Origin of the sequence: Bacteroides caecimuris, from assembly GCF_001688725.2 — a bacterium.
Taxonomy (GTDB): domain Bacteria; phylum Bacteroidota; class Bacteroidia; order Bacteroidales; family Bacteroidaceae; genus Bacteroides; species Bacteroides caecimuris.
In genome coordinates, this window is the sequence record NZ_CP015401.2 from 4,753,146 (window position 1) to 4,776,844 (window position 23,699).

Consider the following 23,699-nt stretch of genomic DNA (forward strand, 5'->3'; position numbering starts at 1 on the left):
ACTAATGTACAATGAGAATCTTTTCGCTATTAATATTATTGGCAGTGGCATCTGCCTTGCAATCACAAGTGGTTGTGAATGAGAATGTAAAACATAGTAAATATACTTTCCCATTAGTCGCATCGAAAATAAAGGCGACCGTGTGTTATGATGCCAATGATTACCCGGTTGTAAAGAAGGTTGCCGAACTGTTTGTGTCTGATATTGAAAATGTCACAGGACAGAGATTAAAATTGGCAGATGAATGGAAGAAAGGAAGAACAGTGGTGATTGTCGGTACTATTGAAAAGAATCAAGCAATTCGTCAGCTAGCCTCCAATGGGAAAATAGATATATCTCCTTTGGAAGGAGCATGGGAACGTTATCTGATTCAGACAGTTAATCATCCTTTTCCAGGAGTAGATAAAGCGCTGATTGTAGCCGGAAGTGACAGGCGAGGAGCTTCTTACGGTTTGTTTTCTCTTTCGGAAATGGCAGGTGTGTCTCCTTGGTATTGGTGGGCGGATGTCCCTGTGAAGAAACATAAAACACTTTATGTAGATGCTCCCACCACTGTTTCCAAGACTCCTTCCGTGAAATATAGAGGTGTTTTTCTGAATGATGAAGATTGGGGACTGAAACCTTGGGCCGCTAAGACTTTTGAGAAAGAGCGTGGAAATATAGGTCCCCGTACTTATGCCAAAATATGCGAATTATTGTTACGGTTGAAAGCCAATCATTTGGCTCCTGCCATGCATCCGGTGTCGACCGCATTTTATAAGATACCTGAAAATAAGTTGGTGGCAGATACTTTTGCTATTGTAATGGGGTCCAGTCATTGCGAACCATTATTGTTAAATACAGCTAGTGAATGGAATTCAAAAACGATGGGACCCTGGGATTATGGTAAAAATAAGGATAAAATTAATGAAGTTCTAGGAAACCGTGTAAAGGAAAACTGTGCCTATGAGAATGTATACACATTGGCTTTGAGAGGATTGCATGATGCGGCAATGGGAGGAGGTGATGTCCCCATGAAAGAAAAGGTCAAAATGCTGGAGAGTGCGTTGAAAGACCAGCGTAATTTGATAGCAGAACATTTTGATCGACCGGTTGAAACAATTCCACAGGCATTTACTCCATACAAAGAGGTATTGGAAATCTATTCGAATGGATTGGAATTGCCGGATGATGTAACCATTATTTGGCCAGATGATAACTTCGGCTATATGAAGCGCTTAAGTGGCCCGCATGAACAAAAGCGCTCCGGGCGTGCAGGTGTTTACTACCATGTCTCTTATCTGGGAGTTCCCCATAGCTATTTGTGGTACAGCACTACTCCCCCGGCTCTGATGTATGAGGAACTCCGAAAAGCTTATGATACGACGGCAGACCGTATCTGGCTGGCTAATTGCGGTGATTTAAAAGGAGCCGAAATGCAAGTCTCTTTATTCCTTGATATGGCTTATGATATAGATAGCTTTAATGCGAATAATGTGGTTACCTATCCCGCCCGTTGGTTGGCAAAGATGTTTGGGGAGCAGTATTATAGCGTATTTGAAGATATCACTTCTTCGCATATCAATCTGGCCTTTTCCCGGAAACCGGAATATATGGGTTGGGGATATTGGAATAATTATTGGGGCGGGGGAGAGAAACGCACGGATACAGAGTTCTCTTTTGCCAATTATAATGAAGCAGAAAATCGTCTGAACGAATATAGCCGCATTGGGAAGAAAGCGGAAAATCTTTTGGCATCTTTGGATAAAGACAGTCAGCCGGCTTTTTATCAGTTATTATACTACCCGGTGAAAGGTGCCGAACTGATGAACCACATGACTATAAAAGGACAATATTATCGGCAGTATGTTCGTCAGCAGCGTGCCGCCGCCAATTTGATAAAGGAGAAGGTAAAGAATTACCATGATAGTCTGCAAATCATAACTGAAGGGTATAATTCTTTGTTGAACGGGAAATGGAAATATATGATGTCTTTGAAACAGAATTATGAAGGTTCCAGTTCTTATTTTATGCTTCCATTGATGGAAGAAAGTTATACACCGGTTGGTGCTCCTAAATTGGCTCTTCAGGCAGAAAGTGAAATTTTGGATAAAGGTGGGATAAGCTATCATAGTTTGCCTGTTTATAACACTTTTTCCCGTAAAAGCCATTGGATCGATGTGTATAATCAAGGAAGTGGAGATTTGAGTTGGACTGCAAAGCCGTCGGACGATTGGATTATAGTGTCTCAAAAAGCTGGGAAAACTCCGACAGAGGACCGAATCAGGGTATCTGTTGATTGGGAGAAAGTTCCGGTTGGAGAGAGTATTAAAGGTTCTGTGGAGTTTAGTTCTAATGATCAAAAAGAATGTGTATTGGTTTCTGTCTTTAATCCGGCGTCTCCTGCGCGTGATGAGATACAAGGAGTGTATATGGAAGAAAATGGGTATGTTTCTATTCCGGCTGCAGGGTTTCATCGTAAGTTTGAGAGTAATGACATAAAAATGAATATTCTTCCCGGGATTGGTTTTGAAGGTAATGCTTTGCAATTAGGGAATCCTATATCTCCCTTACAGATGTATCGTGCGGGGGATGTACCTAGAGTGGAATATGATTTTTATACGTTTAATGCCGGGACTTATGATGTGTATACCTATGTTCTACCTACATTCCCTTTGCACGCAGAACGAGACTATAAATTGCCGGAACATACTAATTCGGACACAAAGTATAGTGTCCGTATAGATGATGGTTCCATTTCTACTCCTTCTACTTCTGCTGTTGAGTATTCTCAAGTTTGGTATGATAGTGTACTGAAGAACTGTAGAGTGAATAAATCTACTTTGTATGTGAAGAAGCCGGGCAAACACACCCTACAGATACGTTGTGGTGATCCCGGAGTCGTCATTCAAAAAATAGTCATCGACATGGGAGGATTAAAACGTTCATACCTTGGACCTGAAAGTACAAAATGCAATTAGTCTAATTGATTGGAGAACCAGATGGCTTTGCCATGGGTTCTTCTTTTTTTTGTGGTATTCCCAGTACAGGCATCCCATCTTTGTCCCACTCTATTTTTTGCAAGCGGGGAGAACGTGAGTCTATGGCACCCGGAGCATCGTTGGGTACCTGACGGGCATGATAAAGCATATAACATTCCTTTCCATCCGGTGAAGAGGTGAAAGAGATGCCGCCGGGGCCAAAAACTTCATTCTCCGGGTCCTGCATAAATACAGGTGTCGGATGTTTTTTCCAGGAAGCAGGATCCAACAGGTTGGCATTGGCGTCTGCTGTCAGTAATCCTACACAATAATAGGGAGTCCAGCTACCGCTGGCGGAATAAAAAATGCACACTTTGTCTTTGTTCTTCGGTTGGAAGAAATGAGGTGCTTCGTTCACATGGATCGGATAGGCAGTTTTGCTACCATCGGGATTCACCCATTGACACTCCCATTCATATTCAGGTTTGGAAATCAGGACTCTATCAGAAGAAAGGGTCCACGGATTTTCCATCGAAGCGATGTAAATACATTGTGTCTCGCTGTCAATCCTTCGTTTTTGCCATCCGCACCAAATCATGTAACGCTGTCCGTTGTGTTCGAAAGTACTTGCATGAATCGCCCAGTTGTTATCTTTGTCGGTCGGGATACGGCCTTTCATGACAAATTTACCCTCTGTAGGAATAGCCGCATCGTTTTCAATCACATAAATCTGGTGATTGTCCATATTACCATCGTCTGCTGCGAAGTAAATATACCATTTGTTGTTGATGCGATGCATCTCGGGAGCCCATAAGTGATGGGAATTACTGGGGTCGGTTGGTATCCATACTGACCTTTCTAGACTGTCATTCAGATTTGTTATGTCATTGGTTTCCCAAAGCATGATTCTGTTTTCAGAGCCTTGCGTATAATAATATTTCCCTTTATAAAAAACAGCCCATGGCTCTGCTCCTCTTTCACGTAGCGGATTTGTATAAGTAGCTCCTGTTACGGCTTCCTTTTCCGGTTCTGTTTTCTTCTTGGTAGGTTGACAGGATGCACAAATAATTATTAAAAGTACGGTTAAGAATAACAATCTGCTTCTCATGGTATTTTTACTTAATAATGATATTGCAAAGAAAGCATAAAATCTTGATAAATCATCTTTTTTTTTGCAGATTGGTTAGTATTTATCCTTAATTGGTTTGTATTTATTGAATTTCTAACTGTTTTTTCTCATCTTTGCAGCACGAACTTTAAAATAGATATTGTATGAAACTGAAGCACCTTATTATTCTTCTTAGTATTATTTGCTGTTCCCAGTCTGTATTTGGACAAAAAGCCAATCGACAACCGAAGACGAGTGGCAATCCTGTATTTCCGGGATGGTATGCCGATCCGGAAGGAGTTGTATTTGGAGATGAATACTGGATTTATCCTACCTATTCGGCACCTTATGACGAACAGACTTTCATGGATGCCTTCTCGTCTAAAGACCTGGTGAACTGGACAAAGCATCCGAAAGTATTATCAAAAGAGAATATCAGTTGGTTTAAACGTGCTTTGTGGGCACCTGCCGTGATTCATGCGAATGATAAATATTATATATTCTTCGGTGCGAATGATATTCAAAGCAATAATGAACTGGGCGGTATTGGTGTAGCTGTCGCCGACAACCCAGCCGGACCATTTAAAGATGCGTTAGGCAAACCTCTGATTGATAAATTTGTAAATGGTGCGCAACCGATCGATCAGTTTGTTTACAAAGATGATGACGGGCAATATTATATGTATTATGGTGGCTGGGGACATTGTAATATGGTCAAACTCGCCCCGGACTTGTTGAGCATCGTGCCGTTTGAAGATGGTACCCTTTATAAGGAAGTAACCCCCGAAAAATATGTAGAGGGACCTTTTATGTTGAAACGTAACGGAAAATACTATTTTATGTGGTCGGAAGGCGGTTGGACCGGACCGGATTATTGCGTTGCTTATGCCATTGCCGACTCACCGTTCGGACCCTTCAAAAGAGAAGCAAAAATATTACAGAGAGATCCCAATGTTGGAACAGGTGCAGGCCATCATTCAGTGGTCAAAGGACCGGGAAAGGACGAATGGTACATCGTTTATCATCGCCATCCATTGGGTGAAACGGATGGAAATGCTCGTGTGACTTGCGTTGACCGTATGTACTTTGATAAAGATGGAAAAATAAAACCCATAAAGATGACTTTCGAGGGAGTAAAAGCCAGTCCCTTGAAGCGAAAATAAGTTCAGTCCGGAAATAATTAGTTATATATTTCTGTCCATAGGGATGGAGTAAAATGTTCCCCTTATCTTTAGTCGTCAGACAAAGTAAGGGGAATATTTATTACTCAATCCCTTGTTTTTTTATTGTAAAAAGGCGTTTTGGTTTGTATTTGTTCTTTATTGAATAGTTTTTTTCGTTCTTTTTCGGCTATTTCTGCAATCTTTGTAACAGGAAAAATACTATAAACTTATAAACTATCATGAAAGGCAAAATTCTTTTGGCTCTGACGTTGTTATTGGGAGCATCAACTACTATGTGGGCAGTCGGTAATTTAGGAAAAGCAAACCAGAAGAAGCACGCATATACAAATAAAGATGTATGGGCGGCTTATGAAGGATTTAACAATACACTACTAGACTCTAATAAATATATTTATAAAACAAATACCTCTTATCCGAGCGCTGTTGACCGTGGCAATGGAGCAGCGGCTATCTGGTGCCAGCCTATTTATTGGGACATGGCGATGAATGCCTATAAACTGGCAAAGGCACAGAAAGACAAAAAGAAGACAAGTTATTATAAAACACTTTGCGAAAAAATATTCGCAGGGAACAAAGCGCAATATTGCCAGTTCGATTTTGATGATAACAACGAAAACACCGGCTGGTTCATCTACGATGACATCATGTGGTGGACTATCAGCTTGGCACGCGGCTACGAACTTTTTGGAGTGGATGAATATCTGAAACTCTCGGAAGCCAGTTTCAAACGGGTATGGTATGGCTCGGAAAAAGTGGGTGATACAGGCTCGTATGACAAAGAAAACGGAGGTATGTTCTGGCAATGGCAACCTATTCGGAATCCAAAACCGAATAAATTCGGTGATGGAAAGATGGCATGCATCAACTTTCCGACAGTTGTTGCAGCATTAACCCTTTATAATAACGTGCCTGAAAATAGAAAAGAATCGACCGACAAACGACCGGATTATCAGACGAAGGCTCAATATCTTGCCAAAGGTAAAGAAATCTATGAATGGGGAGTGGAAAATCTCTTGGATAAAGCAACAGGAAAGATTGCCGATAGCCGTCATGGAAATGGCAATCCCGCCTGGAAAGCACATGTATACAACCAGGCAACCTTTATCGGAGCGTCCATACTGCTTTATAAGGCGACCGGAGAGAAGCGTTATCTCGACAATGCTATTCTGGCAGCAGATTATACAGTGAAAGATATGTCTGCAGAACACAAAGTGCTACCTTTCGAAGGGGGTATTGAACAGGGCATTTATACTGCCATCTTTGCGGAGTACATGGCATGGTTGGTATATGATTGCGGACAAACCCAATATCTCCCGTTCCTGAAACGTACCATCGAAACAGGTTGGGCAAACAGAGACGAGACACGGAATGTATGTGGAGGCGAATACTATAAAAAGTTGCCGGAAGGTGCGGAAATCGACAGCTATTCTGCTTCCGGTATACCGGCATTGATGCTTTTGTTTCCGGCTAAGAAATAAATAGAAAACGACAGAAATTGCGTAAAATAGATTAAATAAACAGGTGATTTAAATTATGAAACAACAACTGATGATGCTGTTGCTGGGAACAGCTTCTGTACTTTGTAGCTGTGAGACCCAGGTAGAGCAGCACGAAAAGAATGAATTACGTGCTCCGGCATATCCGCTGGTGACAATTGATCCTTATACTAGTGCATGGTCTACTACGGACAATCTATACGACAGTCCTGTAAAACATTGGACTGGCAAGGATTTCTCTTTACTTGGTGTTGCCAAAGTAGACGGACAAACCTACCGTTTCATGGGAACGGAAGAGCTGGAACTGCGTCCTTTGGTGAAGACATCCGAACAAGGTAGCTGGACAGGAAAGTATACCACACAACAACCAGCTGACGGATGGCAGAATATCGGATTCGATGATAAAGCCTGGAAAGAAGGCGAAGCAGCCTTCGGAACCATGGAGAATGAGCATACAGCCAAAACCCAATGGGGAGAAGAATTTATCTGGGTACGCCGGGTAGCTGATATTCAGGAAGACTTGACAGGAAAGAATGTATATCTTGAATTCTCTCACGACGATGATGCCATTATTTATATCAACGGCATCAAGGTAGTGGATACAGGAAATGCTTGTAAAAAGAACGAACGGGTGAAACTGTCGGAAGAAGTAGTAGCTTCTTTGAAACCGGGGGAGAATCTGATTGCAGGTTATTGTCATAACCGGGTAGGAAACGGACTGCTGGATTTCGGATTGCTGGTAGAATTGGACGGTTACCGTTCTTTCCATCAAGCAGCACAACAAACTTCTGTAGACGTACAACCCATGCAGACTTATTATACATTTACTTGCGGTCCGGTAGATTTGAAACTGACATTTACCGCTCCTATGTTTATGGATAATCTGGACTTGTTGTCGCGTCCGGTCAACTATATTTCTTATGAAGTAGCTTCCAATGACGGTCAGAAACATCAGGTTGAGTTGTATTTCGAGGCAGCTCCTCAATGGGCGCTTGACCAACCTCACCAAGAATCTGTTGCCGACAGCTTTACTGACGGTAATTTGTTATTCCTTTGTACCGGAAGCCGCAATCAGGAGATTTTGAAGAAAAAAGGTGATGATTTACGTATCGACTGGGGACATTTCTATCTGGCAGCTGAAAAGGAAAACAGCACTTGTGCGATCGGTGACGGCAGAGAACTGCGTAAGAGCTTCCTTGATAATAAATTAGAAGCTCCTACTACAAACGGTTATGATAAACTGGCGTTGGTACGTTCATTGGGCGAAACAGAAAAGACCGATGGTCACCTGCTGATCGGATATGATGATATTTACTCTATCCAATATTTTGGTGATAACCTGCGTCCTTACTGGAACCGTGAGGGCAATGAAACGATTGTTTCCCAATTCCAGGAAGCAGAGAAAGAATACAAGACACTGATGCAGAACAGTGCTGCTTTCGACAAGAAACTGATGGAAGAAGCTACTGCTGCCGGTGGACGTAAATATGCCGAACTTTGTGCATTGGCTTATCGTCAGGCATTGGCTGCACACAAACTGGTACAGGCTCCGAACGGCGACTTGGTATTCCTTTCTAAGGAGAACTTCAGTAATGGTTCCATCGGAACAGTCGACCTGACTTATCCGGGAGCTCCGTTGCTTTTATACTACAATCCGGAATTGGTGAAAGCCACCATGAACCATATCTTCTATTATAGCGAAAGCGGAAAATGGGCGAAACCATTTGCTGCACATGATGTGGGTACTTATCCATTGGCTAACGGCCAGACTTATGGCGGCGATATGCCGGTAGAAGAATCGGGTAATATGGTAGTATTGGCTGCTGCCATTGCAAAGATGGAAGGCAATGCAGATTACGCACAGAAACATTGGGAAACCCTGACCACATGGACAGACTATCTGGTAGAGAACGGACTTGATCCTGCCAACCAGCTTTGTACCGATGACTTTGCAGGACACTTTGCACACAATGCCAACCTTTCTATCAAAGCAATCATGGGTATTGCTTCGTACGGTTATCTGGCAGATATGCTGGGCAAAAAAGACGTGGCTGAAAAGTACACACAGAAAGCGAAAGAAATGGCTGCCGAATGGGTGAAAATGGCTGATGATGGTGACCACTACCGTCTCACATTTGACAAACCGGGAACATGGAGCCAGAAGTATAACTTGGTGTGGGATAAACTGTTGAATCTGCAAATCTTCCCTAAAAATGTTGCAGAAACGGAAATAGCTTACTATCTTTCGAAGCAAAATAAATATGGTCTTCCGTTGGATAACCGTGAAACATACACCAAGACCGACTGGATCATGTGGACAGCTACATTGGCAAATGACAAAGCTACCTTTGAGAAATTTATCGAACCCATGTACCTGTTTATGAACGTGACACCTAACCGTGTTCCGATGTCCGACTGGGTATTTACAGACGAACCGAATCAAAGAGGCTTCCAGGCACGTTCCGTTGTAGGTGGATATTATATCAAAATGCTTGAAGGAAAACTGATTAAATAAAACAAAATACCATGAAGAAACTAGCTCTATTCGCTTTTACGCTACTTAGTGCATGGAGTATGACTGCAAAAACAATTACCGGACCGGTGGACTATGTTAGTCCGCTGGTTGGTACGCAGTCAAAGCACGCATTATCTACCGGAAATACTTACCCTGCCATTGCGCTGCCCTGGGGAATGAACTTTTGGGTTCCGCAGACTGGTAAAATGGGAGATGGATGGACCTATACGTATGACGCTGACAAGATCAGAGGATTCAAACAAACCCATCAGCCAAGTCCTTGGATCAATGATTACGGTCAATTTGCCATCATGCCGGTAACCGGTAAGGCAGTCTTTAATCAGGATGAGCGTGCCAGTTGGTTCTCTCACAAAGCTGAAACGGCTACTCCTTATTATTATAAGGTATATCTTGCCGACCATGATGTAGTGACCGAAATTGCTCCGACAGAGAGAGCGGCTGCTTTCCGTTTCACTTTCCCTGAAAACGACCACTCTTATGTAGTGGTAGACGCCTTCGATAGAGGTTCGTTTGTGAAAGTAATCCCTTCGGAAAACAAGATTATCGGTTATACCACAAAAAACAGCGGTGGTGTTCCTGCCAACTTTAAAAACTACTTTGTACTGGTATTCGACAAACCGTTTACTTATACGGCTGCCGTAGCCGGCGGTGTGATCGACACCAACAAACTGGAAGCGACAGACAATCATGCTGGTGCACTGATCGGTTTCAAAACCCGCAAGGGCGAACAGGTAAATGTGCGTGTAGCTTCCTCTTTTATCAGCCCTGAACAGGCGGAACTGAACTTGAAAGAGCTGGGTACGGACAACATTGAACAGATTGCTGCGAAAGGCCGCAAGGTATGGAACGAAGTTCTGGGACGTATCGAAGTGAAAGACGATGATATCGACCATTTGCGTACTTTCTACTCTTGTTTGTATCGTTCGGTATTGTTCCCCAGAAGTTTCTACGAGATAGATGCTAAAGGAGACGTGATGCACTACAGCCCTTATAACGGCGAAGTACTTCCGGGATATATGTTTACCGATACCGGTTTCTGGGATACGTTCCGTTGTCTGTTCCCATTCCTTAACCTGATGTATCCATCCATGAATACAAAGATGCAGGAAGGATTGGCGAACACTTATAAAGAAAGCGGATTCCTGCCGGAATGGGCAAGTCCGGGACACAGAGGTTGCATGGTTGGAAACAACTCCGCTTCCGTAGTTGCCGATGCCTACCTGAAAGGATTGAAAGGATACGATATCGAGACATTGTGGGAAGCCGTGAAACACGGAGCGAATGCAGTGCATCCGAACGTTCGTTCTACCGGACGATTAGGATATGAGTATTACAATAAATTGGGATATGTACCTTATAATGTAGGTATTAACGAGAATGCAGCCCGTACACTGGAATATGCATACGATGACTGGTGTATCTATCAATTGGGTAAAGCCTTGAAGAAACCGAAAAAAGAGATTGAAATCTTTGCAAAGCGTGCAATGAATTATAAGAATCTCTACGATCCCGAACACAAACTGATGCGTGGCAAGAATGAAGACGGTACGTTCCAGTCTCCGTTCAATCCGTTGAAGTGGGGGGATGCCTTTACGGAAGGTAATAGCTGGCATTATACCTGGTCGGTATTCCACGATCCTCAAGGTCTGATCGACCTGATGGGCGGTAAAGACGGATTCAACCAGATGATGGACTCTGTATTTATTCTCCCTCCGATTTTCGATGACAGCTATTATGGCGGTGTTATTCACGAAATCCGTGAAATGCAGATTATGAATATGGGTAACTATGCACATGGCAACCAACCGATTCAGCACATGCTCTATATGTACAACTATTCCGGTCAACCCTGGAAAGCGCAACATTGGATTCGTGAAGCGATGGACAAACTTTATACTCCGGCTCCCGACGGTTATTGCGGTGATGAAGACAACGGCCAGACTTCTGCCTGGTATGTATTCTCGGCAATGGGATTCTATCCGGTATGTCCGGGTACGGATGAATATGTCTTGGGTACTCCTTACTTCAAGGAGATGAAGCTACATCTGGAAAACGGAAAGACGGTGACGATCTCCGCTCCGAATAACGGAGACGACAAGCGTTACATTTCATCAATGACATTGAACGGCAAAGAATATACTAAAAACTACCTGACCCATCAGGACCTGTTGAATGGCGCTAGCATTTCTTACAAGATGGATGCGAAACCCAATCAGCAACGTGGTACTAAAGAAGCCGATTTCCCTTATTCTTTCTCTAACGAGTTAAAAAAGAAGAAGTAATCATGAAGCAACCAATCAGATATTAAATAGTATACAGTAATATGCTGACATAGTAAATTGAACGCGGATAACGCGGATGATGCGGCTCTTTTTCTGATGCAAAATCAGAAAAAACGTGTTATCCGCGTCGTCTGCATCTAAATATGAATAGCTGAAAACTAATATAAAAAAAAATTGTATCATGAAAAAGTTATGTGTATGGGCAGTTGCCGCCCTTTTAATGGCAGCTTGTACTCCGAAAGCAGAAAAAGCTACGGATTCCGGTTTATTGCAGAGTAAATTCCAGACAGAAGTAGATGGAAAGAAGACTGATTTGTTCACTTTGCGTAACAAGAACAACATGGAAGTTTGTATCACGAACTTCGGTGGACGTATTGTTTCAGTGATGGTTCCCGACAAAGACGGACAGATGCGTGATGTTGTTCTCGGTTTCGATTCTATTCAGGACTATATCAGCAAGCCTTCGGATTTCGGTGCCACTATCGGACGTTATGCCAATCGTATCAATCAGGGACAGTTCACTTTGGATAGTGTAGAATATCAGCTTCCCCGCAATAACTACGGTCATTGTCTGCACGGCGGACCGCAAGGATTCCAATACCGGGTGTTTGATGCCGAATTGCTGAATCCGCAGGAATTGCAGTTGACTTACCGTGCAGCAGACGGTGAAGAAGGTTTTCCGGGAAACATCACTTGTAAAGTGTTGATGAAACTGACGGACGATAATGCCATCGATATTCAATACGAAGCGGAAACAGACAAACCGACGATTGTAAATATGACCAACCACTCTTATTTTAACCTTGAAGGCGATGCCGGCAACAACTCCGATCATTTGTTGATGGTGGATGCGGACTATTACACTCCGGTGGACAGCACCTTTATGACAACTGGCGAGATTGTTCCGGTAGAAGGAACTCCGATGGATTTCCGCACCCTGACTCCGGTAGGCGAACGTATCAACGACTATGATTTCGTACAGTTGAAAAATGGCAAAGGTTACGATCACAACTGGGTATTGAACACAAAAGGCGACGTAACCCGTAAATGCGCTTCTTTGAAATCACCGAAGACTGGTATCGTACTCGACGTTTATACTAACGAACCGGGTATTCAGGTATATGCCGGCAACTTCCTCGATGGCTCACTGACAGGAAAGAAAGGCATTACTTACAACCAACGTGCTTCCGTATGTCTCGAAACACAGAAATATCCGGATACTCCGAACAAACCGGAATGGCCGTCGGCTGTGCTTCGCCCGGGCGAAAAGTATACAAGCCAATGTATCTTCAAATTCTCAGTTGATAAATAGGTTATAAAGGCAGTTCATACCATTGAAGAACGGATTGTCTGATCAAAGATTATCCGTTCTTTATTTTAATGTATTTGTTAGTGTTTAATTGAGTTTATAGGGAAACTAGGATAATTTCCGGAATCAGTAGAATAGACGAAATGAAAAAAAATAAAACTACAAGGCTTTTTGCATCGATACTGCTTGGAGTGGCGGTTACAGCTTGTGCGTCTGCTTCTTCTAGTGGTACGGTGACGGTAGTAGATCGACCGGACATACAGTCCGTCAATACCAATTACATCGGGTATCGCGCTCCGCTTCGACCGTTGAATTTTATAAAGTTGCCGGTAGGCAGTATTCAGCCCGAAGGATGGGTGAAGAAGTATCTCGAATTGCAGCGCGACGGTCTGACCGGACACTTGGGAGAAATCAGCGCTTGGCTGGAAAAAAACAATAATGCCTGGTTGACAACCGGTGGCGATCACGGCTGGGAGGAAGTTCCTTACTGGCTCAAAGGGTATGGCAATCTAGCATATATCCTGAATGATCCGAAGATGATTGAAGAAACCAAATATTGGATTGAAGGTGTATTTGCCAGTCGTCAGCCGGATGGCTATTTCGGTCCGGTCAATGAACGTAACGGCAAACGCGAACTTTGGGCACAGATGATTATGCTCTGGTGTCTGCAATCTTATTATGAGTATTCTCAAGATCAGCGTGTCATAGACCTGATGACGAATTACTTCAAGTGGCAGATGACCGTTCCCGACGACCAGCTTCTGGAAGATTATTGGGAGAACAGCCGTGGCGGTGATAACATCATCAGTATCTACTGGCTTTACAACCATACCGGAGATGCTTTCCTGCTCGAACTGGCTGAGAAGATCCACCGTAACACAGCCGACTGGACGAAATCCACCTCCTTGCCTAACTGGCACAATGTAAATATCGTCCAATGTTTCCGTGAACCTGCCACTTATTATATGCAGACCGGAGATTCAGCGATGCTGAAAGCCTCTTATAATGTCCATCATCTGATACGGCGTACTTTTGGCCAGGTTCCCGGAGGTATGTTCGGTGCGGATGAGAATGCCCGTCTGGGATATATCGATCCCCGTCAGGGAGTGGAAACCTGCGGCTTGGTAGAACAAATGGCTTCCGACGAAATCATGCTTTGCATGACAGGCGATCCCATGTGGGCGGAACACTGTGAGGAAGTGGCGTTCAACTCTTATCCGGCTGCCGTGATGCCCGATTTCAAGGCATTGCGTTATATCACTTGTCCGAACCATGCCATCAGTGATTCGAAGAATCATCATCCGGGCATTGACAATCGTGGTCCGTTCCTTTCGATGAATCCTTTCAGCAGTCGTTGCTGCCAACACAACCATGCACAGGGCTGGCCTTACTTCACCGAACATCTGGTACTGGCAACTCCCGACAACGGAGTGGCAACAGCTATTTATGCAGCTTGCAAAGCTACAGTGAAAGTGGGCGACGGAAAGGAAATCACTCTCCGTGAAGAGACAAATTATCCCTTTGAAGAAGGCATCACTTTCACTGTTTCTACCGATGAAAAGGTTGCTTTCCCATTTTATCTTCGTATTCCTTCATGGACTCAAAAGGCGGAAGTACGGGTGAATGGCAAGAAGGTAAGTGCAGCTCCTGTAGCGGGAAAATATCTTTGCATCAATCGCGAGTGGGCGAATGGTGATCGTGTGGAATTGACGCTTCCGATGTCTTTGTCTATGCGTACTTGGCAGGTGAATAAAAACAGCGTAAGCGTAGATTACGGACCTTTGACTTTGTCTCTCAAGATTGCAGAGAAATATGTAGAGAAAGACAGCCGCGAGACTGCTATCGGCGATTCGAAATGGCAGAAAGGTGCTGATCCCCGGAAATGGCCTACTACTGAGATCTATCCGGATAGCCCCTGGAATTATTCGTTGGTATTGGATAAGAAAGAACCTTTGAAGAATTTCAAGGTCATCCGTAAATCTTGGCCGGCTGACAACTATCCTTTCACAGTAGCCAGTGTACCTTTAGAAGTAAAAGCTATCGGTCGTCCGGTTCCTGAATGGAAGATAGACGAAACGGGATTGTGTGGCGTATTGCCGGAAGAAGATGCGGTGAAAGGTGATAAAGAAGAAATAACATTGATCCCTATGGGTGCAGCACGGTTGAGAATCTCTGCGTTCCCGAACACAAAAGAATAAATTAACAACTAGAAAACTTAGAATAAATGAAACGTATTGTTTTTTTAGACTACATCCGTGTGTTTGCATGCTTTCTCGTCATCCTTGTTCATGCCAGCGAGAATTTCTACGGTGCTCCCGGATCCACCGATATGGCAGGACCGCAGTCTTTTCTTGCAAATGAAACAGATAGGCTATGGGTATCAGTGTACGATGGTTTTTCACGTATGGCAGTACCCCTGTTCATGATAGTCTCCGCCTTCCTGCTTGCACCGATGAAGGAAGAGCAGTCTATGTGGCAATTCTATCGCCAGCGCTGTCTTCGCATCCTTCCGCCGTTTTTCATATTCATGATACTGTACAGCACTCTACCTATGTTGTGGGGACAGATAGACGGAGAAACATCTATGAAGGACTTGTCGCGGATATTCCTGAATTTCCCGACGCTAGCCGGGCACTTGTGGTTTATGTATCCTCTGATAAGCCTTTACTTGTTTATCCCTATGATATCCCCCTGGTTGAGAAAAGCCACAGCTAAAGAAGAACGTTTCTTTATAGGCCTGTTCGTGTTGTCAACCTGTATGCCTTATCTCAATCGTTGGTGCGGTGAAGTGTGGGGACAATGTTTCTGGAATGAATACCACATGTTGTGGTACTTCTCCGGTTATCTGGGCTATCTTGTTCTGGCACATTACATTCGTGTACACCTTACTTGGAACCGTTCCAAACGTTTCACTGTAGGAATCATTTTAATGGTGATCGGTGCTGTATGGACTATTTATTCATTCTATGTGCAGGCTATACCCGGCGTACTCCATTCCACACCTGTAATAGAAATAGGATGGGCTTTCTGTACCATCAACTGTGTGCTTCTCACAACGGGTACATTCCTTATGTTTACATGTATCGAACGTCCGCAAGCTCCCAAGTTGGTGACGGAAACATCGAAACTTAGCTATGGTATGTACCTTATGCACATATTCTGGCTCGGACTGTGGGTGACTGTGTTCAAAAACACGTTGGCACTTCCCACTGTTGCCGCTATACCCTGTATCGCAGTGGTTACGTTTATCTGTTGTTTGGTAACAACTAAAATCATTTCGTTTATACCGGGCAGCAAATGGATAGTAGGATAACTGTCCGGAAATAGTAAGAATCTGAATAGATAATCATGTTTTTTCTGATTTTCTATTCAGATTCTTATTATTTGTTTTCACACTACTGTTATCGCATTCCTTATTTTCTTTTTTTCAGAAGTCGGCTTCTTATTGTCCTTTTCTCTATTTTTTATCGTATCTTTGACGAAGCAGGGAAAACGCACGATCGTTAATTATCTAATAACCAGCATTTATCTTTTCTTCTCAAAACTTATTTGATGGCAAAACTCTTTTATATCTAATAAATAAAGTCTTCCTACTTTCTTTTCCTCCTATAGACGTGTCACAACTTCCCATTGTCATGTTACCTATTGGTTTCATCCTTTTTTTTATCTTCGTGGTTCTTCAATTGATATATTGATTATTTATATTGTATACCTTCTAGTATTTCATTATCTTCACGCCTAAATAATAAATAGTAATGGATAAGATTGCAAAAGATTTTTTAATAAATGACGAATTGGCGCGTCATATGGCCAGTATGTCTGAAGCTATTGATACAATCGACCCACGTGAAAAGAATAAAGTCACTTATTCGGGCAAATTGATAATGCTTGTCACTTTATCAGGTATTTTTTGTGATTGTCAGAGTTGGAATGATATAGCAGACTTCGCCCGTTATAAGAAAGATTTTCTTAGAAGATTCATACCGGACTTAGAAACTACCCCGTCACATGATACATTACGCCGATTTTTTTGTATCATAAAAACGGAAAAATTAGAGAGTTGTTACAGAGAATGGGCCCGTAATATGAGGGGGGATTCACCATCCATAGAAGATTGTGACTGGTCGAAAGTTCAAATTAATGAGGGAAATGACCTTTATACGAATAGACATATAGCTATTGACGGAAAAACGATCCGTGGTGCCATCAATGCTGATAAACTGGTACAAGAGTCAGCGGGTAAAATAACAAAGGAGCAGGCATCAGTAGCCAAACTTCATGTTGTCAGTGCCTTTCTTTCTGATATGAGTCTGTCATTAGGGCAGGAACGGGTCTCAATAAAAGAGAATGAAATAGTAGCAATACCCAAATTACTGGACGACATTGATATACGACAAGGAGATGTAGTTACCATCGATGCACTTGGTACCCAAAAGAAAATTGTAGAAAAAATAGTAGAGAAACAAGCCGATTATCTTTTAGAGGTGAAAGACAACCATTTAAAACTAAGGGAAAATATCGAAAACGATGCAGAGTACTTGCTAATTTCCGGAAGAAAAAATGATTTTATCAAAAGAGCTGAAGAAACCACAGAAGGTCATGGATTTATGGTGACAAGGACCTGCATATCCTGCTCTGAGCCCAGTAGATTAGGGTTCTGTTATCGCGATTGGAAGAATCTTAGGACTTATGGAATGATAAAGACCGAGAAAATAAATATAGCCACAGGAGAAATACAAAATGAGAAACATTGTTTCATCTCTTCATTAGTGAACAATCCAGAGCTTATTCTTAAATATAAGAGAAAGCATTGGGCGGTAGAAAATGGATTGCATTGGCAATTGGATGTTACATTTAATGAAGATGATGGAAGAAAAATGATGAATTCGGCACAAAACTTTTCCACTTTAACGAAAATGGCATTGACCATTTTGAAGAATTATCAGGATGAAGACAAGAAGACTTCGGTCAATAGGAAAAGGAAGAAGGCAGGATGGAGTGATGAGTACTTAACTAATTTGATAGATACCTTTATTAAAGCCTTTTAAATCGTGCGTTTTCCCTGTTTGACGAAGAGTTATTGTTGATTCACTTTCGTTGTTCAATCAAATGACAAGAGTGATTTAATTGGATAACGATTGTGGTTTAAATGAACCACGCCGGTGGTTTGATGATAACCTTAAAATTTTTGCATGAAATATATTCACTATCAAAACATTAACTGCTAATGGCTATACTTTACGATTGGTATGAGAATCCCGGTGAGTCCGACGATTCGGAAGAGAAAGGTTTGCATCCCCGCATTTTTTTGAATGGTAAGGTGGGAACGGATAAACTGTGCCGTATGATTCACGGGCGCAGTTCGCTTTCCGTAGGTGATGTAAAAAATGCGTTCGAGATGCTTGCCCAAATTTGTGGTGAAGAACTGCGCGAGGGCCGTGAGGTGCATATTGAGGGACTTGGCTATTTTGCTCCCATCTTGCGGAGTACGCAAAAAGTGACTCGCAGCACTAAGAACAAATCATCGAAAATGGAGTTGAAAACAATCGGTTTCCGTCCCGATGCCCGTTTGCGGGGAGAACTTAGAGGCGCTAAAGTCAGCCGGAGCAAATATGCACGCCATTCGGAATCCTTGTCGGCAGTGGAGATAGATAGGCGGCTGAAGGAATATTTCGCCAATCATGACGTAATGCTTCGTTACGATTTTCAGGAAGTATGTTGCATGACACGGACTACGGCTAACCGTCATCTCCGGCGATTGCTGGAAGAAGGCAAATTAAAAAATATCGGCAAGCGTATGCAGCCGATTTATGTGGCTGCGGCAGGCTATTACGGGGTGTCTTGCGATGTGCTCCGGCGGTAAGCGGAAACGATTTGAGTAAGCGTCGGTTTGAAGTGTGTCGGTGAAAGTGGTGAAAGCGTGATAGAAGGGCTTTTGCATGGTCGCTTTCACCCGCTTTCCTGCTCTGGGCGGAGGTTTCGGGAAGAAGGTGAAAGCGGTGAAGGCTGTAGTCTTATAGATGATTTACTTTCATTTTTCTGATTGAATAGTAAGGCTTTTGGGGCTATCTGCTAAATTGATAATATCTCTGCTTAGAGGGGGATTATTTAATAGCATCGAACTTCAGTGTCCCGTTGACGTAGATAATTTTCAAAGTACGGTTGCCCTTTATTCCCATATCAATGAAACTGACCTTGTATAAACCATTTCCCAATGCAACTACTGATGTTACTTTAGATATGTCGTTTGGTCCGTCTTGAAGAGTACCAGTTCGGAAGTTCCATATCGCATATCCTTCGCCGTCAAACTCGTACTTGTCTTTCAGTTGCTTTTGCAATTTGGCAGTACAATGTTTTTTTACTGCCGGAACATAATTCTTTGTTCCAAAAACGTAGTTTGCGTAGAAATCTTTGATGAACTGAATGGTTTTGGTATTGTCCTCGAGACAACAAGCTTGAATTTGTATGGATTGTAGGGCAAATCCTAGATGAATGATATATAAAAATAAAATCTTTTTCATATTCATATATTTATGTATTTTGAAAATCTTAATTTAGATTGCGACGCAATTGCAATAGCGTCTTAATATTGACGGACAAAGATACAAAAAGAAACGTAGACTGAAAAAATACTATCAGATTCTTTATATTTGTATTTCTTTTCTTATATTTGTGATTCAAGAGCATAAGATGTGGAAAATGATGAAACAGTCTATTTATTCTTTTAAACAATTACTGTCAGGAGGCTTGCTTTGTTGCGCGATTCTGTTGGCAGCCTATATGTTTCAGGCATTTTTCCCTGAAATGTATGTTGATGCGTTTTCATCTTCCATACATCTTTCAATGTGGCTGACACTCTTTGTGAGAGCATTATTGTGGACATTCCGTGAGAGGGAGGCACATGGTATACCTTCCGAAATAACGGACTGGCAGTGTATCGCTGCTTTTCTTTTAATTACAGCAGATCAGATATATATCGTTATGCCAAAAGAAATACATCAGGAGGTGGCACCGGCATTGTCTACCTATACAATTCCTACTTTAGTGGTGGTTGGCATATTGATAGCCGGTATAATTAAGTATTCGATTTTATTATATCAAAAATTGCAGAATGAACGACAACAATCTATTATTCAATCTCAAAAGTTGCAGCAATTGCTGACTTCTCCTTTATCTGTCCAGAGAAGTATTTCTTTAGTTCGTAAATTGATAGAGAATAAATCTATAGCTCAATTGTCTGTCCAAGACTATCTATCATTGGTAGAAGGGTGTAGAACGATAGATCCTGGCTTTTTTGGTTGGTTGAAGTCTCAAAACTTTCAGCTTCCTCCACGAGATATTGTATTATGCATATTGATTCGAATGTATAAAACCAAAGAAGAGATACTATCTGTTTTATGTATAAGCGACGGATCTTATCGCACTATGCGATCACGTGTCCGAAAGCGTTTAGGGATTGTAGATAAAGAATTGGAGGCTTTTTTACGGGATATTGATTAATTGTTTTTTATCTTTATGTATTTAATATTTCTATTAGTTTGACGAAAGACTTAATTGTTGCAAGCATTCCTGACATCGCTGCACAATAAAACCATACTCGTTTATTAGAATATGATTTTTCTGGCATACATTTGATTGCGCCTATTGTTAGTATGATCCATGAAAGAAAATCGAAGAAACGGATGAGAAACAGTTGAATAATGGGATCAATGTTATCTATAAAAAGATCTAGATAACACATGCTGATACAAACAGCACATGTACTGCAATAAAGTATAATATAGCGAATCATTGTCATGGATTATTTATACAATTCTCATAATCTTTATTTGCTATTCTTATATTTGCTTTATATATTGCTGTTTCTTTCAAGCAACATGGTGAGAGAGGCCCCGTACCTTTACAGTTTGTAGCTATAGCATTTTCATATTCCGTTTGTGCTTGTTTGTATGCTGCTTGTCTCAATTCTTCACATTTGCTATTACCATTTCCTTCTTTGCGTGTTTTTAAAATCTTTCTTTTCGTAAACTCATGACTTTTGGCATACAGACTGAATAATGACAACCGTTCCTCTTCACTCAATCTTAAGAATACCGTACGCTCACGCAAGCCTTTATTAGCCTCATCCATTTGTCGGAGTTCTTCTTCCAGATTCGCTTTTTTGATGAAATCTTCCACATACTCATCATTATTCAGATCTTCCATGAGTTTGTCATATTCTTCATCATTTAGTTTGGATGTATAAGCACTAAACTTGTCTGCTAATTGTTCGCTACATCTTTTAAATTCATAAAACTCATCTGAATTGGCAACGGAATCTATCAATATATTTCCTGTATTCCAAGTTTGAAAGAACAAGCTGCGTGTTTGGGCAATTGAGTTTATTTCTGTTGCTGTCTCATTTGCATAGTTGTATTTGTATTCATCGGTGCTACAACTATAAATAAGGAATGTGGTCAATAATATTCCAAACAGTGTAATTACATATATACTACTCCGTTTTTTGTTTTTGCTTTTCATAGCTTGTTTATAATTTGAATTAGAATAAGCAAAGAAAGGAATTTTATAGCAATTAGATGGAACATTCTGTGCAAAAAATGAAATAATCTGTTCAAATAGCTGTTTGATGGCTATGGCAATTCATATATCAATGTTACAATTTAGGTATAAAATGACTTTTTTTAGGCTCTAAAAGTGCGCCAAATGCCTGTCTGACAGGGGTAGGGGTGTAACACCCCCTTGAATTGCATTTGTTATGCTCGTATCTTTGTGAAAAATAATATTATGAAAACAATAACAAAGCTGATTCCTGTTATTTTCCTTTCTGTTATTATGGGAGGTTCTCTTTTTTATTCTTGTTCACAAGAGAAGAAAGAGGAGATTGCTGTTGTACTTCCGTTGGATGCAGCTTTGTCGCAGGCTGGAGAAAATCGTGTTGAACTTGAGAAGGCATTACATCGTTATCAATCCAATCCATCGGATAGCTTGAAATATAGGGCAGCTTGTTTCCTGATAGAGAATATGCCATTTTATACCTATTATAAAGGTAAGCTGCTGGAACAATACCTCACCTTCTTTACTCTCTTGCAGGAAGCACGGAGTAAAAAGATATATCCACAAGCAATGGTGGATTCTGTCAGAAGGATGTATGGACCGTTTTCTTTAGATTCTTTGCAGTATTGCAAAGACGTTTTGACAGTCGATTCTGCTTATTTATGTAGTAACATCGACTGGGCATTTAAAGTTTGGCAGGACCAGCCTTGGGGGAAGAATGTCTCTTTTGCCGATTTTTGCGAGTATATTCTTCCTTATCGTATTGGTGATGAAACATTAAGCTATTGGCGTGAGGATATTTATCGAAAGTATAATCCTTTGCTTGATTCGCTGCGTGCTTCCACGGTTCTTGATATAGAAGATCCGCTTGTTGCTGCCCGTTGTTTGTGTGATTCTCTTCGTAAACGTAGCCGCTTCTTTACAACTACGATTCCGCAAGGACTACCTCATGTAGGACCGGAAATTGCACAAAGCGTTTCGGGCAGTTGCCGTGAACTTTCCGATTATGTTGTTTATGTTTGTCGTGCGTTGGGAATCCCTTGTGCCATAGATTTTATGCCCCTTCATGGAGGTGGGAATGATGGGCACCAATGGGTGTCGTTCGCAGATAAATATGGTACGCTTTATTTTCAGGAGTATCCGGATAAGATAAAAGAAGTCCGTAAGGATAAGATGTGTGAAGCTTCGAAAATAAAGGTTTATCGGAATACGTTCAGTCTTAATCGTGTTATGCAGGCAGAAATGCAACGCTTGGATACGGCTGTTGTGCCTTTCTTCCGAGATCCGCATATCGTTGATGTGACAGCCGATTATGCAAAGACATACAAGAAGAGGCTGGAGATTCCCACATCTATGCTTTATTCGGGAAAGCCCCGTTCGCGTATCGCTTATCTTTGTGGTAGTAGCCGCATGGATTGGGAACCTGTGGCATGGGCGGAATTTGATGGTAAACATCTTGCTTTCAGCGATGTCCAGATAGAACCCGTCATGCGGATAGCAACTTACGAACGGGGAAGGCTTCGTTTTTGGACTGATCCTTTTGAAATGACTGTTTCCGGTGAATTTCATGTTTTTGCTCCGTCAGATAGTGTTCAGGATGTAACGCTGTTTGCTAAATATCCTTTGTGGCAAGATGAGAAGTATCAGAAACGTATGATAGGAGGTGTTTTTGAAGGAAGCAATGATCCGGATTTTCGTCAGACGGAGGTGCTTTTCCTGATAGAAAAGCAACCCGAACGGTTACGGACAATGGCGTATTCCCGTTCTTTGACGCCTTTTCGGTATGTCCGCTATATAGGACCGGAAAAGGGGCATTGCAATGTGGCGGAAATAGAGTTTTATGAAGCGGGTGGACTGTTGCCATTAAGCGGCAGAGTTATAGGTACTCCCGGTTGCTATCAACAGGATGGCTCGCACGAATATACGAATGCATTTGACGGTAATACTGAAACGTCTTTTGATTACACGGAACCCTATGGCGGCTGGACTGGGCTAGACTTAGGCACGCCAAAGGTGATAGATAAGATAATTTATACGCCTGCCAATCGGGATAATTATGTTCGTTCGTTGGATGAATATGAGTTATCTTATTGTACAAGGAGAGGGTGGAGGACGTTAGGACAGCAAACGGCGATGTTGGATTCGCTGGTTTACAAGAGGGTTCCTAAAGGGGCGTTGCTGTTGTTGCAGAATCATACACGAGGGAAGCAGGAACGGATTTTTGTGTATGAGGAGGGAAAGCAGGTGTGGAAGTAGTAAGTTGCTTTACAT

The 23,699-nt window shown here is 42.0% G+C and carries 15 protein-coding genes; 12 read left to right on the top strand and 3 right to left on the bottom strand.

What is annotated here, in order from left to right; all coding sequences use genetic code 11:
- The first annotated feature begins 11 nt into the window (after positions 1-11).
- Complete coding sequence (locus A4V03_RS20235) at positions 12-2,960, top strand: glycosyl hydrolase 115 family protein (RefSeq protein ID WP_065540156.1); 2,949 nt, start codon at positions 12-14, stop codon at positions 2,958-2,960.
- Between the two features lies 1 nt (position 2,961).
- Here A4V03_RS20235 and A4V03_RS20240 read toward each other — a convergent pair whose 3' ends face one another.
- The gene (locus tag A4V03_RS20240; protein WP_065540157.1) at positions 2,962-4,068 is read right to left on the bottom strand and encodes a glycoside hydrolase family 43 protein; all 1,107 of its coding nucleotides are present in this window, start codon (positions 4,066-4,068) and stop codon (positions 2,962-2,964) included.
- 164 nt (positions 4,069-4,232) lie between these two features.
- Between A4V03_RS20240 and A4V03_RS20245 the strand changes: the two genes are divergently transcribed.
- From A4V03_RS20245 to A4V03_RS20285, 9 genes are all read left to right on the top strand, one after another.
- Positions 4,233-5,231, top strand: a complete 999-nt coding sequence (locus tag A4V03_RS20245; protein ID WP_065540158.1) for a glycoside hydrolase family 43 protein — start codon at positions 4,233-4,235, stop codon at positions 5,229-5,231.
- Between the two features lie 239 nt (positions 5,232-5,470).
- Positions 5,471-6,730, top strand: a complete 1,260-nt coding sequence (locus A4V03_RS20250) for a glycoside hydrolase family 76 protein (RefSeq protein WP_065540159.1) — start codon at positions 5,471-5,473, stop codon at positions 6,728-6,730.
- 55 nt (positions 6,731-6,785) lie between these two features.
- Positions 6,786-9,263, top strand: a complete 2,478-nt coding sequence (locus A4V03_RS20255; RefSeq protein WP_065540160.1) for a glutaminase domain-containing protein — start codon at positions 6,786-6,788, stop codon at positions 9,261-9,263.
- An 11-nt stretch (positions 9,264-9,274) separates the two neighbouring features.
- Positions 9,275-11,566: a GH92 family glycosyl hydrolase gene (locus A4V03_RS20260; RefSeq protein ID WP_065540161.1), complete on the top strand. Its 2,292-nt coding sequence runs from the start codon at positions 9,275-9,277 to the stop codon at positions 11,564-11,566.
- 181 nt (positions 11,567-11,747) lie between these two features.
- Entirely contained in the window at positions 11,748-12,878 is a 1,131-nt protein-coding gene (locus A4V03_RS20265; RefSeq protein WP_065540162.1) for an aldose epimerase family protein, read from the top strand.
- 140 nt (positions 12,879-13,018) lie between these two features.
- On the top strand, positions 13,019-15,073 hold the full coding sequence (locus A4V03_RS20270) for a beta-L-arabinofuranosidase domain-containing protein (RefSeq protein WP_065540163.1): 2,055 nt from the start codon (positions 13,019-13,021) through the stop codon (positions 15,071-15,073).
- 26 nt (positions 15,074-15,099) lie between these two features.
- Positions 15,100-16,188 carry an acyltransferase gene (locus A4V03_RS20275; RefSeq protein WP_065540164.1) on the top strand — a complete coding sequence of 363 codons (1,089 nt, stop codon included), beginning with the start codon at positions 15,100-15,102 and terminating at the stop codon, positions 16,186-16,188.
- Between the two features lie 442 nt (positions 16,189-16,630).
- Complete coding sequence (locus A4V03_RS20280; protein ID WP_065537499.1) at positions 16,631-17,923, top strand: ISAs1 family transposase; 1,293 nt, start codon at positions 16,631-16,633, stop codon at positions 17,921-17,923.
- A gap of 179 nt (positions 17,924-18,102) precedes the next feature.
- Positions 18,103-18,738 carry an HU family DNA-binding protein gene (locus A4V03_RS20285; protein ID WP_065540165.1) on the top strand — a complete coding sequence of 212 codons (636 nt, stop codon included), beginning with the start codon at positions 18,103-18,105 and terminating at the stop codon, positions 18,736-18,738.
- Positions 18,739-18,979: 241 nt separating this feature from the next.
- On the opposite strand, the gene A4V03_RS20290 is transcribed toward A4V03_RS20285, so the two are convergent.
- Positions 18,980-19,396, bottom strand: a complete 417-nt coding sequence (locus A4V03_RS20290) for a hypothetical protein (RefSeq protein ID WP_065540530.1) — start codon at positions 19,394-19,396, stop codon at positions 18,980-18,982.
- Positions 19,397-19,574: 178 nt separating this feature from the next.
- Between A4V03_RS20290 and A4V03_RS20295 the strand changes: the two genes are divergently transcribed.
- Entirely contained in the window at positions 19,575-20,375 is an 801-nt protein-coding gene (locus tag A4V03_RS20295; RefSeq protein WP_236588693.1) for a hypothetical protein, read from the top strand.
- A 294-nt stretch (positions 20,376-20,669) separates the two neighbouring features.
- Here A4V03_RS20295 and A4V03_RS20305 read toward each other — a convergent pair whose 3' ends face one another.
- Complete coding sequence (locus A4V03_RS20305) at positions 20,670-21,395, bottom strand: hypothetical protein (RefSeq protein ID WP_065540166.1); 726 nt, start codon at positions 21,393-21,395, stop codon at positions 20,670-20,672.
- Between the two features lie 264 nt (positions 21,396-21,659).
- On the opposite strand from A4V03_RS20305, the gene A4V03_RS20310 reads away from it, so the two are divergent.
- Entirely contained in the window at positions 21,660-23,684 is a 2,025-nt protein-coding gene (locus A4V03_RS20310; RefSeq protein ID WP_065540167.1) for a discoidin domain-containing protein, read from the top strand.
- The last annotated feature ends 15 nt before the right edge of the window (positions 23,685-23,699 follow it).